We start from the raw sequence: 19018 nt of genomic DNA on the forward strand, positions 1-19018 counted from the left end.
CGTTGCTTCCGGACGGTGTGCCGATCACCACGATCGGCGGACAGACACGCCGTGGCAAACTAATGTCCCGGTGAAAGAACCCTGCAATATGGGGGATATTAGGTGACGCCTCGCTGATGGGCAGCGAGGCGAATTCATGTCGGAGGTTGGGATGAGCGCATACGAGACCATCGTCGTCGGGACCGACGGCTCGGAGTCGTCGATGAAGGCGGTGGAACGTGCGGGGGCACTCGCGGGCGAACGCGCGCAGTTGGTGATCGCGTGCGCGTATTTCCCCAGCGAGCGCGGCACCGGGGAGGCGGCCGACATCCTCAAGGACGAGGCCTACCAGGTCACCGGCTCGACGCCGACCGAGGAGATCCTGCGGACCGCCAAGGAACGCGCGTCCAAGGCCGGAGCCGCCACCATCGTCCAGCGCCCCGTCAAGGGTGCGCCGGTCGACGCACTGCTCCAGCTCGTGAGCGACGTGAAGGCCGATCTCCTGGTGGTCGGTAACCGCGGCCTGAACTCGATCGCCGGGCGCCTGCTCGGATCGGTGCCAGCCGATGTGGCGCGCAAGTCGGCGTGCGACGTGCTGATCGTGCACACCACGGGTTAGTACAGCTAGTCGCCCGCCGGCTTCGAGCTGACGAGCCAGTCCCCGCCTCAGCGGGCCTCCGGAAACCCTCCGGCGCGCCCGAGGAGAGCGGGGACGCTCTTTTCCAGGGACCTGCCCAGCCATTCCGCGGCGTCGATCAGTCCGTACATGTCGACACCGGTCGAGATGTTCGACCGGTCGAGCGCATACAGCAGATCCTCCGACGCGATGTTGCCCGTCGCCGCGGGCGCGAAGGGGCAACCGCCGAAACCGCCGATGGACGCGTCGAGCGCACTGGCCCCGGTGTCCAGGGCGGTCAGCGCATTGGCGTAGCCGGTGTTGCGCGTGTTGTGGAAATGCCAGCGCTGCGGAATCCCGGGCGCGTGTGCGGCGGCCAGATCGGCGAGCGTGCGCACCTGCGCCGGAACGCCGACGCCGATGGTGTCGGCCAGGGCGATCTCGTCCGGCGCCGCACCGTCGGTGAGCCGCGCGATGATCTCGCCGACCCACTCCGGTGCGACCTCTCCGGAGAACGGACAGCCGAAGGACACGGCGATGGTCACCGTCGTCCGGAGACCGGCTGCTCGCGCATCGCGCACGACGTCGACGGCGGCGGCGACGCCCTCGTCGACACTGCAGCCCTGGTTCCGCTGACTGAACTCCTCGGTCGCGACGACCACGACGTTGACCTCGTCGACGGCTGCGGTGAGTGCACGGTCGAGACCTCGTCGGTTGAGGACCAGTCCGATGTAGGAGACGCCGTCGACTCGCGGCACCCGCGCCATGACCTCTTCGGCGCCGGCCATTTGCGGCACCCGCTTCGGGTTGACGAAGCTGACCGCCTCGACGCGACTGATCCCCGCTTCGACACTGCGGGAGATCAGCTCGACCTTGTCGTCCACCGACAAAATGGTCTGTTCGTTCTGGAGGCCGTCTCGAGGGCCGACCTCGACCAATTGCACGCTTTTCATGTGCCCAATCTTGCCCCGTCGGGGATGGCGGGCGCGAGGAGATCCGTTCCATCGAGCGGATGTCGGTCGAACGACCGAATCCAAACCGCAACGTAAGTGCTGTCGCGCTACAGAAGTGAACGAAGTGACTCCGTGGGACTTCCGTGGTCCCACCAGTCACAGCAGTTCGCGGCAGCGTGCGGAGCGTCGTGTGGAGCCGAGATGCGCTGTATCACTTTCGATCTCAAAAGAGATGTAAAGCGTATGATTCGTGGCTGTTCAGCGAAAGCCTCGGGGGACGGGTCAGCGGCTGGTGCCGCTCGCAGTCGTGTTCCTCGCCGACTTCCCGACGACCCGCTCCGGGAAGCTGGACCAGTCGTCGTTGCCCGCCCCGGACCTGACAGCCGGCGCCAAGGAATTCCGCGAGGCGCGGACACCGGCCGAGAAGGCGATCGTCTCCCTCGTCGCCCAGGCGTTGGGCCGAGAACGGATCAGCCTGTCCGACAACCTCTTCGCCCTGGGTGCTGACTCGATCCTCGCGGCACGCATGGTGTCCCGGGCCCGGATCGGGCACGGTCTGACGATCGCCCTGACCGACGTCTTCGACAGCGACGACCTCGCCGATCTCGCATCCCGCGCCGTCGTCTCGGACACCCCGCCCGTGTCCACGGAGCGTCGACGCCGGCCACGCCCGGCACGGATACCGTTGTCCCAGGCACAGACCCGGTTGTGGTTCATCAACCGGATGTCACCCGCCGAGGCGACCTACAACATGTCCGGCGCGCTGCGGCTCACCCACGCGGTGGACACCGCGGTGCTGCGTCGAGCAGCGCTCGACGTCCTCGACCGGCACGAGATCCTGCGTACCGTGTTCCCGGCCGTCGACGGCGAACCCGAACAGCGCATCCTCGACACCGCGTCCGCCGGCGCCGTACTCGATTCCGAACCTGTCCGGATCAGCACGGAGGGACGCCGGGAGGCTTCTGCCGCGGAACCGCTCGAAGCGGCGATCGCCGCCATCACCGACGTGGGATTCGACCTGGCAGAAGAGATTCCGTTCCGGTGCCGGCTGATCACCGGGGACCCTCGCGGCGATGTCGTGGTGCTCGTGCTGCATCACATCGCCGCCGACGGACACTCGTTGCGGCCGTTGCTCCGGGATCTGATGACGGCCTACGAGAGCAGGCGTGCCGGCGAGTCCCCCGAGTTCACCCCGCTGCCGCTGCAGTACGCCGACATCGCCGTCGAACGCGCCGAGGTCCTGGGCACGCCTGAACAACCCTCACCGGCGCTGGTCGACGGTCTCGAGTTCTGGCGTGCGGAACTGGACGGCGCACCCGATCTGCTCCAGTTGCCCACCGACCGTCCGCGCCCGCGGGTGATGTCCAGTGCGGGAGCCCACCTCGACGTCACCCTGGACGCGGAGCTGTCCGCCGACCTCCGTCGGCTGGCGACCACGCTGGCCGTCACCCCGTTCGCGGTCTTCAGTCCGCGCTTGCCCTCACGCTGGGCAGGCTCGCCGCGGTGGACGACGTGAGCATCGGTACCGCGGTTGCCGGGCGCGACGATCCGGCCGTCGCCGATCTGGTCGGCATGTTCGTCAACACCGTGGTCCTGCGCACCGCACTGCGGCCCGGTGACACCGTGCGGGATCTGGTCACCGGGGCACATCGCCGTTGCGCTCGGGCCATGAGTCATGCCGACGTGCCCTTCGAGCGCGTCGTCGACGCCCTCGCGCCGCAACGGTCGCCGTCACATTCGCCGTTGTTCCAGGTCGCGTTGAGCGTGCAGCCCGACCAGTTGACCGACCTGTCGCACTGGACGGGGTCGGCGGAACTGCTCGATGCGCGGGTTCCGTCGGCGAAGTACGACGTCACCGTCTCGGTGACCGAGCGTTCGGACGACTATGTCGTCGAATTCGCCTACGCCACCGATCGTCTTCGACGAGAGCACGGTCCGCGACTTGGCGTCCCGGCTGCGGCGGGTGCTCAGCCAGATGGTGTCGGGGCCCGATCGTGTCCTCGCCGCGATCGATCTGCTCGAACCCGACGCGCTGCGCGAGCTCGCCGCACCACGCCGCGGCGCCCGTCCGGAGACGACCCTCGCGGAGCTCATCGCCCGGGGGTTCGCCACCGCCGACCCCGCCGCGGTCGCCCTCACTGGTGAGGCCACGAACGGTACCGCACGACTGACCTGGGCCGAGGTGGCCACGGTGACGCATCAGATCGCCCGTGTCCTCGCCGACCGCGGACTGGGGCCGGGAGAGGTGGTCGCCGTCAGCATCCCCAGGTCGCCCCGGATGGTGCTCACGATGCTCGGGGTGGCCATGAGTGGGGCCGCGTTCGTCATCATCGACGCGCGGTTGCCGGTACGGCGCCGCGCGGCGATGCTCGCCGACAGCGACGCCGCCCTGGTGATCACCGTCGACTCGGTGGTCGCCGCCGACCGGGCCGCGGAACCGGATGCCGCACCGCAGCAGCGTGATACGAGCGTCCGTGACCTCGGTGTCGAGGAGTGGTTGCTCGACGACCTCGAGGTGGAACTGAACATCGCCGGGCGCCGCGACCATCCGGTCACCGACGCGGACCGGACGCGTCGCACCCGTGTCGACGATCTCGCGTACCTGCTCTTCACATCCGGATCGACGGGACGTCCGAAGGCGGCCGCGGTCACCCACGCGGGGCTGGCGGAGATGGTCGCCGAACAGCAGGCCCGGCTCGGGGCCACGCCGGCGTCCCGTGTAGTGCAGCTCGCCGCACCGGGTTTCGGCGTCGCCGTCTGGGAGATCATCCTCGCGATCTGTGCGGGCGCGGAACTGGTGATCAGCCCGCCGGACGTGTTCGCCGGACCCGAACTCGAGGACGTCACCGCACGGCATCGGGTCACGCACGCCGTGGCCACGCCGACAGCTCTGGCGACGATCGATCCGGCGTCGGTCCCGGACGTCGAGACGATCATGGTGGCGGGGAGGAGTGCCCGCCGGAACTGGTCGCTCGGTGGGATGCCGATGGCCGGCGCCTGCTGAACCTGTTCGGTCCCACGGAGACCACGATCTGGGCGACCGCGTCCCGACCGCTGCGCGCGACGGCGCCGGTGACCATCGGGCGCCCCATCTCCGGCGTCGGAGCACGGGTTCTCGACCCGGGTCTGCGACCGGTGCCGCCCGGCGTCGTGGGCGAGCTCTACCTCGCCGGACGTGCGCTCGGACGGGGCTACCACGGACGCGCCGGGCTGTCCGCGGGCCGGTTCGTCGCCGACCCGTTCGGTGTCGGCACACGGATGTACCGCACCGGTGATCTCGTCTCATGGACACCCGATGGCGAGCTGATCTATCACGGCCGCAACGACTTCCAGATCAAGATCCGTGGCATGCGGGTCGAGCCGGGGGAGGTCGACGCAGTGCTCGTCACCCACCCCGACGTCGAGCACTCGGTGAGTGTGGGGATGCCCACGCCGGCCGGCGACACGGTCCTGGTGTCCTATGTGACCGGCCGGCCGGGCCGCAGTCCGGCACCCGAGCAGATCGTCGACCACGCGGTCGCCCACCTGCCGGCACATCTCGTCCCACACACCGTCCAGGTGCTCGAGGAGTTCCCGGTCACCCGCACCGGCAAGGTGGACCGCCGTGCGCTGCCGGCCGTCGAGATCTCACCCGCTCGCGAATATGTCGCTCCCCGAAGCCGTCTGGAGGCGGCAGTGGCGCAGATCTTCGCCGATGTCCTCGGACTCCAGACGGTCAGCGTGCACGACGGATTCTTCGAACTCGGAGGCAGTTCGCTGTCGGCGACCAAGGTGACCTACCGGGTCGAACAGCACGTCGACCGGCGGGTGCCGCTCGCCCTGCTGTTCGAGAACCCGACGGTCGCGAGTTTCGTCGCCGCACTGCACACCGTCGAGTCCGTCGGGGCGGGACGTGTCCTGACACCGCGGGAACGGCCGCACATGGTCGACCTCACGGGTGTGCAGCGCGGACTGTGGTCACTCAACCAGATCGACCCGTCGTCGTCGGCGTACAACGTCGGATTCACCCTCGAACTCGATGGGCCCCTCGACATCCCGGCCCTCACGGGGGCACTCGGGGACGTGATCGCCCGCCACGAGTCGCTCCGGACGCGGTACCCGCTGCACGAGGGGCGGCCGGTTCAGGTCATCATCCCGGCCGCTGATGCTCTCCGCGGATTCCGGGTCGCCCTCGTCGACACCACCCCCGACCGCGTCGGGGAGGAGATCGCCGCCGTCGTCGAACCGGGCTTCGACCTGACCGGCCCCAACGCGATCCGGGCGGTGATCCTGCGACTGGCGTCCGACCGCCACCTCCTCGTCTTCGTGGTGCACCACATCAACGCCGACGGCGGTTCGTTGCGGCCCTTGGCCCGCGACCTGACCACGGCCTACCGTGCCCGGATCAGTGGGCAGGCGGGACCGTGGACGGCGACCGTGAGCGCACCGCGCGTGCAGTACGCCGACTACGCGATCTGGCATGCCGAGCGGCTGGCGGCCGAGGCACCCGGTGGGCTGACCGAGGAACGGGCTCAACTCGAGTACTGGGAACGACGCCTCGGGACGGTACGGGAACCGGCGGTGATCCCGACGGACCGTCCGCGGCCGGCCGAACCCCGGCACCGCGGAGGTGTCGTCGACCTGAGCATCCCGCCCGAAACCGCAACGGTTCTCAAACATCTCGCGCGTGTGAACAACACGACGCAGTTCGTGGTGATGCACGCGGCGCTCGCGGTCCTCATCGGCCGTCTGTCCGGAAGCGAGGACATCGTGATCGGGACGCCGTTCGCCGGCCGCGACGATCCCGCCCTGGCCGAGATGGTCGGCATGCTCGCGACCACGGTTCCGCTCCGAACGCGTCTGCGCCTCGACGAGCCGTTCGACGAGCTTCTGCGACGCGTACGGACCGAGGACGTCACCGACCTGGCCCATGCCGACGTCGCCTTCGACCAGATCGTCGACCACCTGAACCGCGCCGAGACGGGACCGGTCCGGCGCGGCCGCCACAACCCGTTGTTCTCGGTCATGCTCTCGTACCAGAACCTCGACTTCCCGGAGGTGAGCCTCGACGGTCTGTCCGTCCGGGTCCGGCCCCCGGCGTCGATCGCGGCCAAGGTCGATCTGGAGATCATGGTGTACCCGGACGACCTGGACGGGGTGGATCGGGGTGGTGCACTCGGTGGCCAGATCGCCTACGACACCGACCTCTTCGACCGAGCCGGTGCCGAACGGATCGTCGAGCGCTACCGGAACCTGCTCACCGACATCGCGGCCCGGCCGGGCACCCCGGTCGGCGACCTGTCCATCTGGGCCGACAGGCAGTCGTCGGAGGTAGTCGACGAGGAGCAGGCGCTCCACGAACTCGTGTCCGCAGTCGCCGCGACGGTGCCCGACGCGGTGATCGGCATCCCCGGGGCGCCGTCGGTGACCTTCGCCGACCTCGAGGCCACCTCGGTCGCCATGGCCTTCTCCGTGCCGGACGAGGACCCGGGTGAGGCGCTGACGGTCGCGGTCACCACGCTCCTCGCCGACGCGGACCGCACCATCGACGAGGTGTTCGCGTGCATCCGCACCGCGGCGACGAACGCACTGTGCGTAGGCGCCGATGCGGTGAACGATGAACCCCGACGGAACCGGGCGGACCCCGCGTGACGTCGGACACCTCGGTATCGCGTAGCGTCGGGGCGCGCACGTCCGCGGGGTCCACTCACCAGCCGGCGGTGCTGCGCAGGCTCACCTTCGCCGCGACCCACGCGGCCGACGCCGAGGCGATGGTCGGTGCGTCGGGGCCCGTGACCTTCGGTGAGTTGCACCGGCGGGTGACGGCGGCAGCGACCACCCTGGCCGCTCGCGGTGTGGATCCGGCCCCGGCGGTGCGCGCGACGGTCACGGCGCTGTTGCCCCGAACCGGAAGCACCCCGGCACAATTGGCGGCCACCGCCGGTGAGGTCCTCGCCGACCTCGAACGGCGGATCGACGACGTTCTCGGCACGCGCGACGTGGAGTCCCTCCCGGGTCTCTTCCGGGTGTCGGCACGCCGACGCGCAGACGCAGTGGCGCTCACCGACCTCGACGGCGCGGCGATCACCTACCGCGAGCTCGACGATCGGACGGAACGGCTCGCCCGCGCACTGGCCGCCGCCGGAGCCGGGCCGGAATCGCTGGTGGGCGTGGCGATGCCACGGTCGACCGAGCTCGTCGTCGCACTGCTCGCGGTGCTCAAGACCGGCGCGGCCTACCTACCGCTGGACCGCACCCATCCCATCGCGCGGCTGCGAACCATCGTCGACGACGCCGCGCCGGTACTCGTCCTCGCCGACCCCGAGACCGCCGCCGCCTGGGCGGACATGCCTGCCCGGGTCTCGACGCCCGACGATCTGACGGCGTGGGCCGAACCGGTCCCGGTGGCGTTTCCCGATCGGATCGGCGCACATACGAGTGCCTACGTCATGTACACCTCCGGATCGACCGGTGTGCCGAAAGGTGTTGTGGTCACCCACGACAACGTGATCTCCCTGCTCGTCGCGCTCGGCGCGCTGGTCGAGAGCACGCCCGACGACGTGTGGTCGATGTTCCACTCGTATGCCTTCGACGTGTCGGTGGGCGAGATCTGGGCGGCGCTCCTCGCCGGGGGCCGTCTGGTCGTGCTCGACCATGCCACCACGCGTGCGCCGGACGACGTGGTCGAGGTGTTCGACCGCGAGGGCGTCACGGTCGTCAACTTCACGCCGTCGTCCTTCTACCAGTTCGCCGCGGCGGTCCGGCCGCCGCATGGTTCGGTTCTCCCGCAATCGGTTCGGCGCCTCCACTTCTCGGGTGAGCTCCTCGACTACGAGCATGTGCGGAAGTGGCAGGCCGACCGCGCCGCCGACGGGTCGCCGGCCAGGCCGGGAGCCGACGTCCCCGGGCCCCAGCTCAACAACATGTACGGGCCGACGGAGACGACGGTGTACATGACGCGGCGCGAGCTCACGCGTGGATTCGTCGACGCCGCAACGGCATCGGACATCGGACAACCGCTTCTCGGGTCCCGCGTGCACGTCCTCGACGCACGGCTCGCGCCGCTGCCCGACGGTGTGCCCGGCGAACTGTACGTTTCGGGTGTCCAGGTGACCCGGGGTTTCCTCCGGCGCCACGGCCTGACGGCGACGCGTTACGTCGCCGACCCGTTCGGCCCGCCGGGCAGCCGGATGTACCGAACCGGTGACATCGGCGTCGCCAGGGACGGATCGATCGAGTTCGTCGGCCGGCGCGATGGACAGGTGAAGCTGCGTGGGTTCCGTATCGAACTCGGCGAGGTCGAGTCGGCGATGTCCGCCGTCGACGGCATCGACGCGGCCGGCGCCGACATCCGCATGCGCGGCGATACCGAACATCTCGTCGGCTATCTCGTACCCACCGCCGGGAACGGACCCGGCGAAGCCACCGTCCGGACCCGTCTCGCGGCCGCGTTGCCGGAGTACATGGTGCCGACCCTGTTCGTGTGGCTCGACGCGCTGCCGCTCACGGTCAACGGGAAACTCGACCGCACCCTCCTGCCCGAACCGGACGCCACCGACGACCCGGGAATCGACGAACCGCCCGCCACCCCGACCGAGGAGCGGCTGGCCGCTCTCGTCGCGGAGATCCTCGGCGAGAACGAGATCGGCGTCACCGCCTCGCTGTTCGACCTCGGCGGCAATTCACTCACCGCGACCCGCGTCGCGGCGCGCGCGACCGAGGACCTGGGGACCACGGTGGCCGCGCGCGACCTCTTCGCGACGCCCACGGTGCGCGGCCTCGCCGAGGTGATCGACCAGCGACTCGCCGACGGCGATGAGCCGGGACCCGCGCGGCCGCCGCTGCGTCCGGTGGACCGCACCGGGCCGTTACCGTTGTCACCGGCCCAGCGCCGGATCTGGTTCCTGGAGACGATGAACCCGGGGGGAGCGGCCTACCTGATCCCGGCCGTCCTGCGCCTGCGAGGCCGCTCGGACGCCGACGCGCCGGGCACACCTGTCGATCCAGCGGCCGTGGCCGCGGCGCTCGACGACCTGATCGTCCGTCACGAGACGTTGCGCACACGGTTCGTCGCCGGCGACGGGGTTCCCCGACAGATCATCGACGACCCCGATACCGCGCGGCACGACGCCCGGGCGGATCCACCGATCGACATGCGAGGTACCGGCACACCCGGGGTGACCGCGACGGTCGCCGACATCGTCACGCGCGGTTTCGATCTCGAGAACGAAGCGCCGGTCCGGGCGCGGCTCATCCGGGTCGCCGACGACGAATGGGTGCTGGTGCTGGTCGTCCATCACATCATCGGCGACGGTGGGTCGATGGCGCCGCTCGTGGCGGACTTCGTCCAGGCATACCAGGCCCGGTTGTCCGGTCGTGCCCCGGAGTGGCCGCCACTGACCGTGCAGTACGTCGACTATGCGGTGTGGCATCACGAGATCCTCGGGGACAGCGCCGACCCCGCGTCGCTCGCGGCCCGTCAGCTCGCCTACTGGAAGACACAGCTCGCCGGCGTCCCCGAGCTCACCGATCTGCCGTTGGACCGTCCACGTGCGCCCGTACGCGACGAGAGCGGGGCGGAACTGTCCGCGGTGATCGACGCCGCGACGTGGTCCCGCCTGCTCGAACTCGCCGACCGGCACGACGCGACCATGTTCATGTGTGTCCACGCGCTTCTCGCGGTCACGCTGCTGCGGTCGGGGAGCAGCGCGGATCTGGTGATCGGCACACCGGTGGAAGGTCGCGGCGAGCGTCAGCTCGACAGTCTCGTCGGGATGTTCGTGAACACGCTCGCGCTGCGCACCCCGTTGCGACGTGACGCGGACTTCGCCACGGTTCTCGCGATCTGCCGCGAGACCGACATCGCTGCCCTCGATCACGCCGATCTGCCGTTCGAAACGGTCGTGGAGGAGGTCACGACCGCCCGCAGCACGGCGCACCCGCCGCTGTTCCAGGTCGCGCTCGCCTTTCAGAACACCGAACGGCCGGTCGTCGAACTCCCCGGACTGGTCGTCTCCGAACTCGAGGTACCGGTCACCACCGCCAAGGTGGATCTGCAGGTGACGGTCGTCGACCCACCGGGGCGGCCTCGCGACGAGGACACGCCCGTCGTGATCACCTACGCGACAGCATTGTTCGACGCGGACACCATCGCCGACCTGCTGCATCGCCTGCAATCCATCGCGCGGTCGGTCGTCGACGCACCGGAGACCCCGATCGGTGACCTGCCGACCGGGGAGTCCGACGCCGTCTCGGCACTCGTGAACTCGCCGGCCCTCACGGATTCGGCGGTCGCGCTGCCCGCGCTACTCGACTCCGCGGTGGCCCACCATCCGCACGGTGTCGCCGTCACCGACGGTGAACACTCGCTGACCTACGCCGAACTCGATGCGGCGTCACGATTGCTCGCCGCGGAACTCCGGTCGCGGGGTGCACGACCGGGCACGGTCGTGGCACTGGCCGTGCCCCGTTCGTCGGTCGGCACGGTGGCCTTCTGGGCGATCGCCCGGACCGGGGCGGCGGCCGGACTGATCGACCCGTCTCAGCCGGCCGAACGCATCCGGTACATGACCGGCACACTGGCCACGACGCTCGGCGTGACGTGCGCGGCGGCGGATGCCGTCGGCGGTGCCGGCGCACCGAGCGAGCCGGACGTCGGCACCTCCTGGCTCGTCGTCGAGGATCTTCTCGACCTGACGGACCGCTCGCGATGGGCGCCGGAGTCGGGTGTGTTCGATGATCCGCTGCCGTCCGTCCGGATGGACGACACGGCCTACGTCATCTTCACCTCGGGCTCGACCGGTCGTCCCAAGGGCGTCGCGGTGACGCACCGCGGGCTCGCCGATCTCGTCGCCGACGCCCGGTCGCGTTTCGAGTTGAGCCCGTCGTCGCGGGTGCTGCGTTTCGCCGCACCGGGATTCGACGCCTCGGTGTTCGAGACCCTGGTCGCGGTGGCCGCCGCCTCGACCCTGGTCGTGGTGCCACCGGGCGTCACCGGTGGCCGGGAGCTGGCGGCAGTCATCACCGACGAGGCCGTCTCGCACATGACGATCACACCGAGTGCGTTGGCCACGGTTCCCGTCGAGGCGTTCCCCGATCTCCGCGTGGTGTGCGTGGCCGGCGACTCCTGCTCGCCCGAACTCGTCCGCGCCTGGTCGGACGGACGCATCATGTACAACCTGTACGGTCCGACCGAGGCCACCATCTGGTCGACCGCATCCGGCGCCATGCGTCCCGGCGGGCCCGTCACGATCGGCGGACCGATCGCGGGAGTCGGTGTGCTGGTCCTCGACGCCCGCCTGCATCCGGTGCCACCCGGCGTCGCGGGCGAGCTGTACCTCGTCGGCCAGGCGCTGGCCGCCGGATACCTGAACCACACCGCCCTGACCGCAGAGAGGTTCGTCGCCGCGCCGTTCGGGCGACCGGGCGAGCGGATGTACCGGACCGGTGACCTCGTCCGCCGCCGTCGTCGGGACGACCGCTGGGAGCTCGACTTCCTCGGTCGCAGCGACTTCCAGGTCAAGATCCGCGGATTCCGGATCGAGACGGGCGAGATCGACGCCGTGCTGGAAAGTCATGCAGCGGTCGACTTCTCGACCACCGCCGGTGTCGCCCACCCGACGTCGGGCGAGACCGTGCTGGTGTCGTGGGTTCACCACAGCGAAGGTGCGGTCATCGACGTGTCGGCGCTGGCAGCCCATGCCGCACGGCAGCTGCCCGCGCACATGGTGCCGACCGCGATCGTCCCGCTCGACGAGATCCCCCTCTCCGCCACCGGCAAACTCGACCGGGCCGCGCTGCCGGTACCCGAGTTCTCCCGCGGCGTCCACGTCGAACCGCGCACCGCGACCGAACGCACGGTCGCCGCGGCCTTCGCCGAGGTCCTCGGCATGGACGGCGCCGACGACGCACCGGGCGTGTCCGCACTCGACTCGTTCTTCGACCTCGGCGGCACCTCGCTGTCCGCGACGCGCGTCGTCGCACGGCTCGGCGCCGAACTCGGTGTCGAGATCGGGGTGCGGGTGATCTTCGACGCGCCGACGGTCGAGGCCCTCGCGTCGGCGATCGACACCGTTGCCTGAGCTGGCCGAGCCGCGTTCGACTGCGGAGGTGGCCGAAGCGCTAAGGTCATGATCAACTACCTCGCGGACACCACCGGCGGGTCAGCCGAACCGCCGCTCGCACAGTTGGGTGAGGTAGAGGGGTTGCGTGTGCAACCGGTCGATCCCGGCCCGCCGCCGGCGAAGGTCGACCTGACTCTCGGACTCGCCGAGACGAACACCGTCGACGGGACGGTCATCGCCGGCGAGATCGACTACGCCGCAGGGCTCTTCGATCCGGAGACGGTCGCCGTGTTCCGCGACGTCTTCCATCGCATGGTCGATGCGATCACCGCGGACGTCCCGACCGCCACGGTTCTGGGTGAGATCGATCTGGTCACCGACGACGACCGTCGTCGACTCCGCTCTCCGGATGCACCGGGCGTCGTCGTCGATCCCGCCGGGCGACTCCTGCCGCCGCGGATCCCCGGTGAACTGCGTAGATCCGACGCGACGTCGGACGATTCCTCGACCGGACTGCTCGCACGGTGGCTGGAAGACGGTGGCGGACCGCGGATCGAGGTTCTCGGCCGCCTCGACCGTCAGGCCCGGATCGGTGGGTTGCGGGTCGATCTCGACCAGGTCGAGAGGATGCTCGCCGATCTCGACGGTGTGCGGTCGAGTGGCGTCGTCTCGATACCGTGCGCCGCCGGTGTCGAGATCCACGGTTGGGTGAGCGTCGACGCCGACATCACGGCGGACGATCTTCGTCGATCTGCCGTGGAAAGCATTGCCCCGCATTGTGTTCCGTCGACACTGACGATCGTCGACGAGATCCCGGTCGATGACGACGGACGGCCCGACCATGCGCGGATGTCGACGATGATCGGCACTGCCGCTCGCGATGCGGATGTCCCGGAGCGGCCCGAGGCGCCGGTCGGAGAGTGGGAGGTGCTCGTCGCCGAGTGCATGTCCGGAGTCACCGGCGTCCCGGTCACGACCGCGGTCCAGGGATTCTTCGACGTCGGCGGAACATCACTGTCCGCGGTGCGGCTCGTCGCGGAACTCCGCCGCCGCACCGGCCTTCCGGTCGAGGTCGCCTGGGTGTTCGCCGGGCCGACTCCTCGCGATCTCGGTGCGCGGCTGGCCGCACACCGCGACCCGGAACGCGCCGGTGGCCCCACCGCTGCGGCAAACGGCGGAGTCGTCGTGCCGCTGCGCCGCGAGGGAAAGCGGAGCCCGGTCTTCTGTGTGCATCCCGCAGACGGGTTGGCGTGGTTGTTCGGCGGTCTCGCACCCCACCTCGACGACCGGCCGGTGTACGGACTCCAGGACCCGTACGTGGTGGCCGGCGACCTCCCCGACGCCACCGTGCACGACCTGGCCGTGCGCTACGTCGACGAGATCCGGCGCATCGCCCCCGACGGCCCGTACCATCTCGTGGGTTGGTCGATCGGCGGTCTCATCGCGCAGGAAATGGCCGTCGAACTGCGTTTGCGCGGTGCGGAAGTCGGCGTCCTCGGATTGCTCGACAGCTTCCCGGCCGACGATGCCGAGCCGGCGACCGTCTGGACCGACGACGGGGAGATGTCGCTGGACATCGATGCGCGTGAGCTGGCCGCCGAGCTGCTCGGCGGCTGGCGAGCGGTCATCGACGTGGACGAGCTCGTCGACCCCGCCCATCCGGGGTCCGTCGCGCCGGAGACCATCGCGGCCGCGATCCGGGACAAGGCCATCGGACTCGGCCTGCTCGACGCGGAGTCCTTCGACCGGATGCTGCAGCGTATGACGAGTTCTGCGGAACGCACCATCGCCCACCGGCCGCGACCCTACGACGGCGACGCGATGCTCGTCGTCGCCACCGACGGCGAGGAGGACTCGACCGACGAGGCGCCCAACCGCTGGGCGCACTACCTGAGGGGTGACATCACCCGCATCGACATCGACACCGACCACCTCGGGATCGTCGGCAGCCAGGCGCTGGCGGAGTTCGGTCCGCGGATCGACGCGGCGCTCAACGACGCGGAGTCGCGGCGCCGGTGACGGCCGGCAGGTCGGAGAGCACCTTGGGAAGAGGGTCGCCGTGGACGACCACGAGTCGCTGCGTCGCGCGGGTCAGTGCGACGTACAGATCGCTGAGACCCCGCGGTGACTGCGCGATGATCGCGGCCGGTTCGACGACGATCGTGGTGTCGAACTCGAGACCCTTACAGGTCCGGACCGTGTAGACCTTCGGGGTCTCGACGTCAGTCGCGTCGAATGCGTCCGGGTCCAGCGCGGCGTTCACCGCATCGAGAAGGGCGTCCGGGACGACGACCGCCGTGAGCCCCTGGGGTTCGGCCAGGTCGACGGCACGCAGGACACCGGTCGCGATGCTCTGCGCATCCCCGGCATCGGTCACCGGGATCGCGACCGGCTCGACACCGTTGCTGCGCAACGAGGTCGGCGCGGTCTCACCGTTGCCGATCTCGTCGAGGACACGCGCGGCGTAGGTCATGATCTCGCTGGGCGTCCGGTAGTTCACCGACAGTTCCTTGAACTGCCAGCGCTTGGCGACGTAGGGCTCGAGCACGTCACCCCACGACCGGGTTCCCGCCTCGTCGGAGGTCTGTGCGGTGTCACCGATGATGGTCATCCATCGGTTCGGGATGCGGCGCATCACCATCCGCCACGCCATCGGCGAGAGCTCCTGTGCCTCGTCGACGATCACATGGCCGAAGGTCCAGGTGCGGTCGCCGTAGGCGCGTTCGGCGGTGGTGGCGCGCCGGGTCTCGGTCTGGCGCGACGCCAGCTGTTCGGCGTCGATCAGGTCGTAGGCCATCAGGATCTCGGGATCGAGCTCGTCCTCGAGATCCTGTGGGGCCGAACCGGTCAGGATGTCGAGTGCGTCCTGGGCCTCGGCGAGCCGGCGACGCCAGCGGGCGCGCTCGGCACGTTCGGCGTCGTCGGTGCCGTACCCGATGAGTTCGGCCAACTCGTCGAGCAGCGGCACGTCGGCGGGGGAGAAGTCGTCCCCGGTGGTCGAGTACGTGCGCGGTTCACGCAGCAGGGCCGCCCGGTCCGCGTCGGACCAGCCGGGCGTGGCCTTGCGGATCGCACGCTCGTCGGTGAACAGCTCGCGCAACATGTCCTGCGGAGTCAGGGTGGGCCAGTATTTCAGCAGCGCCGCGCGGATGTCGGGGTCGCCGCTCATGTCGTCGCGGATGTCGGAGATGTCGGCGGGGCTCAGGAGCTGAGAACCGTCGAGCAGACTGGAGCCGATGGTCGAGGCGTGCCGCGCCGCGAGTTCGGCGAGGCCGGCCTTCAGGAAGGCCCTCTGGGACTGGTTGTGTGCACGCCGGGTCGCACGGGCCTTGGCACGCGCCGCCTTGATCAGGGCGGAGTCGATCTCGACCCGATAGCCGTCGAAGTCCACCGGTTCGGGACGGGACGGCAACGACTGCTTCGCGCGCACAGCGCGTTTGAGGACGTCGACCATCCGGAGCCCGCCCTTGACGCCGGCGGTGAACCGCGGGTCCTCGCTCCGTGCCCGCACGCCGGGGAACAGGTCGCCGATCGTCGATAGCAGGACGCCGGATTCGCCGAGCGACGGCAGGACCTGGCCGATGTAGCTGAGGAAGTCGTCGTTCGGTCCGATGATGAGAATGCCACTGCGTGAGAGGATCTCGCGGTGCGTGTACAGCAAGTACGCGGCACGGTGCAGCGCGACGGCCGTCTTGCCGGTGCCCGGACCGCCCTGGATGACCGTCACACCGCGGTGTGTCGACCGGATGATGAGGTCCTGCTCGCGCTGGATGGTCTCGACGATGTCGGTCATCTCGCCGGTGCGCGCCGCGTTCAGGGCGGCGACGAGAGCGGATTCGTTGACGACGTCGCCGTGGCCGAAGTCGTCGAGCAGGGCGTCGCCGGCGGTCAGTGATTCGTCGCTGACCCCGCGGACCCTGCGGCTGCGGGTCCGGATGTGGCGACGGCGGGCGACGTCCTCGGGGGCGGCCGGCGTGGCCAGGTAGAAGGGGCGTGCGAGTGGGGCCCGCCAGTCGAGCAGCAGCGTCGCGTCGGTCGCGGTGTGGTCGTGCGTCCCGTCGTCTCCCAGACCGTCGTCGAGGACACCGATGCGACCGATCCGCCGGATCTCGCCGTCGTCGAGGTCGAGGCGGCCGAAGTACAGGTTGTGTTCGGCGGCATCGAATTTCGCGAGATCCTCGTTGTACATCCGCTCGTAGGACTCACGTTCCGACCGTGCCTGCGGGGTTCCGCCGCGCTCGCTCAGGGTCGACGACAGGCGCCGCTGGGTGGTCTGCCGCATCCGGTCGAGACGGCCGTACACCCGATCGAGGTGCTCCTGTTCCTCGCTGATCCGCGAGTCGGTGTCGGTGTCTGGGGACAAGGCGGTCACGCCACACCTCCGCGCGCGTCGACGGGCCACCCCGGCCGTGCCAGCCCGGCGTCCTTGATCAGCCCGGTGATCCGTGCCGCGTGGTCCGGGGTCGCCAGTCGCGCGCAGACCTGTGGCGTCGAACCCTGAAGGGCGGGATCGTGCAGGTGCTGGTCCAGCCATCCGACGACGCGTGCCTGGCTGCCGAACGGCAGCGGCGTTCCCGTCGCGGGGTCGGCGAGGACTCCGTGACGCGACACGTAGATGTCGAACTCGTCCGGAGTGGCGGGACCGTCGTGGGGCAGCCGAGGGTCACCGAGAATGAGGGGATGGTCGTGCGTGTTCACTGTCCGTCGATCGTAGTTGGGTTCGGTCAGGTCGAGCGCCTCGGTCTGGAGCGGTGACAGCCAGGCCGCCACCGTTTCCCATGTGCCGTGAGCTGTGCGAACAGGTGCCGCAGGGATGTATCCGCGGACTGCGACGTGGGCGGAGTGACCGACTGTGATGTTGGCGACCCGCACACGCCGGAGGTGGAGGAGGGCGGCAGGGTCGAGGTGCCCGAGTTTGCGGCGGAGGACGCTCGGCGCCGCGTTCGAACCGACCGCGACCACCAGACGCGTACCCGGAGGCGGGAGCGACGGGACGTGATCGACCACAACGGACGCGGACACCCAGGGATAGTTCTCTGGAGGGTGTGCCGCGTCCGCGTGGTGATCGGTGGTGGTCAGCGTCGTACTCGCATCCGGCTACCGGGCAGGACGGTCAGCCGCGCGCCTTGCGCCAGCGCTTGCGACCTTCGTCCGCGGTGTGCGAGGCGGTTTCCTCGGCGGCGGCCGCGAGTTGCCGTGCGGACTCGGCGAGTTCGGCCGAACGGGCGCGGGCGAGATCGGCGAACTCGGCCGAGCGGTCCCGGGCGAGTTCGGCGAGTTCGGCCGAGCGGTCCCGGGCGAGTTCGGCGATCTTCGGCGCGTTCTTCTTGGCCTGCTTCTGGGCTTTCTCCGCGCGCTTCTGCGCTTTCTTCGCCAGCTTCGGGCCCCGCTTGCGGGCGGTCTCGGCCAATTCGGACGAACGATCGAGTGCTGCGTCGGCCAAGGTCGACGAGCGCACCAGCGCGGCGTCGGCCAGTACGGGTGCTCGATCGCGAATGCGATCGGCGACGACGGCCGCGGTGTCGGCGGCCCTGTCCGCGATCTCGAGCGAACGCTTCTGAGCAGCTTCAGCGAGTTCGGGGGCGTGCTCGCGGAACTTGGCCGCCGCCTCGGCGGACCATTCCGCGGACCGCTCGGACAGCACGTGGGCACCCTTGCTCAGCAGCTCGCCGGCCTCGGCCGACCGTTCTCCGACGACCTCGGCACCCTCGTGTGTGCGCTCGACGAGCGAATCCCAGGTCGAATGTCCGGCGGTCGCGCCGATCGGGAGCGCCGCGGCGACGGCACCGGCCTTCTGCCGGCCGCGCCACGCGAGCGACGGCTTGCCCTCGGTGTCCACCGCGGCCAGCAGCACGCCGCCGAGCAGGCCGACGTTCTTGATGAATGCGTCGCGCTGGGCTTCCTTGCGGACCGGGTCGGCCTCGTTCCAGAAGTCCGTACCGGCGGCCGTCGTCGGGATCAGCGTGCCGGCCAGGACAACCGAGGCGAGACGCGGGAACTTGCCGGTCGCCAGCAGGATGCCACCGCCGATCTGCGCCGCCGCATTGATCTGGACGAGGGTCTCGGTGTTCTCCGGGACCTTGTCCGCGACCTCCGGCGGCAGGGCGGTGCGTGCCTTGTCGACGAGAGGCGCCGCGGACTGCGCGATCGGTTTCGGGCTCCGGATGGCGTCGACGCCACTGGCGACGAACGCAGACGCGAGGAGCGGGCGGGCGATACGGCGGAGAATCATTCGGTCACAACCTTCTTCGATCGAGTGCGGTTCGAGATCCGTCGGGGTACAGCGCGTTTCTGGCCTGATCAACGCTACCCGCCCTCCGGATCCATGCAGGTGAATCGACTCTTCGTGATCCGTTCGGGAATTTCGGGATCCCGGGGGCACGTTTGGCAGAGCGCTTCGAGAACCAGGTATCCGGAGGGGGCGGGGC

At 69.8% G+C, this 19018-nt stretch carries 7 protein-coding genes and 1 pseudogene; 4 read left to right on the top strand and 4 right to left on the bottom strand.

Features of this window, described 5'->3' with window-relative positions; all coding sequences use genetic code 11:
* The first annotated feature begins 151 nt into the window (after positions 1 to 151).
* Entirely contained in the window at positions 152 to 598 is a 447-nt protein-coding gene (locus tag IHQ52_RS13110) for a universal stress protein (RefSeq protein ID WP_238063551.1), read from the top strand.
* A gap of 47 nt (positions 599 to 645) precedes the next feature.
* Here IHQ52_RS13110 and IHQ52_RS13115 read toward each other — a convergent pair whose 3' ends face one another.
* Positions 646 to 1548 carry a hydroxymethylglutaryl-CoA lyase gene (locus tag IHQ52_RS13115; protein WP_040004872.1) on the bottom strand — a complete coding sequence of 301 codons (903 nt, stop codon included), beginning with the start codon at positions 1546 to 1548 and terminating at the stop codon, positions 646 to 648.
* 289 nt (positions 1549 to 1837) lie between these two features.
* On the opposite strand from IHQ52_RS13115, the pseudogene IHQ52_RS13120 reads away from it, so the two are divergent.
* From IHQ52_RS13120 to IHQ52_RS13130, 3 genes and pseudogenes are all read left to right on the top strand, one after another.
* Positions 1838 to 7179, top strand: a pseudogene (locus IHQ52_RS13120) (amino acid adenylation domain-containing protein); the annotation flags it as partial.
* A complete protein-coding gene (locus tag IHQ52_RS13125) occupies positions 7176 to 12608 on the top strand; it encodes a non-ribosomal peptide synthetase (RefSeq protein WP_238063559.1) in 5433 nt (1810 codons plus the stop codon). The pseudogene IHQ52_RS13120 and the gene IHQ52_RS13125, both read left to right, overlap by 4 nt.
* Positions 12609 to 12656: 48 nt before the next feature.
* Positions 12657 to 14609 carry a thioesterase domain-containing protein gene (locus IHQ52_RS13130; RefSeq protein ID WP_238063568.1) on the top strand — a complete coding sequence of 651 codons (1953 nt, stop codon included), beginning with the start codon at positions 12657 to 12659 and terminating at the stop codon, positions 14607 to 14609.
* On the opposite strand, the gene IHQ52_RS13135 is transcribed toward IHQ52_RS13130, so the two are convergent.
* From IHQ52_RS13135 to IHQ52_RS13145, 3 genes are all read right to left on the bottom strand, one after another.
* Positions 14581 to 16962 (bottom strand): HelD family protein, encoded by a 2382-nt coding sequence (locus IHQ52_RS13135; protein WP_238063570.1) that lies wholly within the window; start codon positions 16960 to 16962, stop codon positions 14581 to 14583. The two genes, IHQ52_RS13130 and IHQ52_RS13135, sit on opposite strands and share 29 nt — an antisense overlap.
* The gene (locus IHQ52_RS13140; protein ID WP_238063572.1) at positions 16959 to 17612 is read right to left on the bottom strand and encodes a hypothetical protein; all 654 of its coding nucleotides are present in this window, start codon (positions 17610 to 17612) and stop codon (positions 16959 to 16961) included. Before IHQ52_RS13140 ends, IHQ52_RS13135 begins: the two co-directional genes overlap by 4 nt.
* Positions 17613 to 17703: 91 nt before the next feature.
* Positions 17704 to 18822: a DoxX family protein gene (locus IHQ52_RS13145; RefSeq protein ID WP_006437351.1), complete on the bottom strand. Its 1119-nt coding sequence runs from the start codon at positions 18820 to 18822 to the stop codon at positions 17704 to 17706.
* Positions 18823 to 19018: the final 196 nt, after the last annotated feature.

It is taken from the genome of Gordonia amicalis, from assembly GCF_022059885.1.
GTDB classification, from domain to species: Bacteria; Actinomycetota; Actinomycetes; order Mycobacteriales; family Mycobacteriaceae; genus Gordonia; species Gordonia amicalis.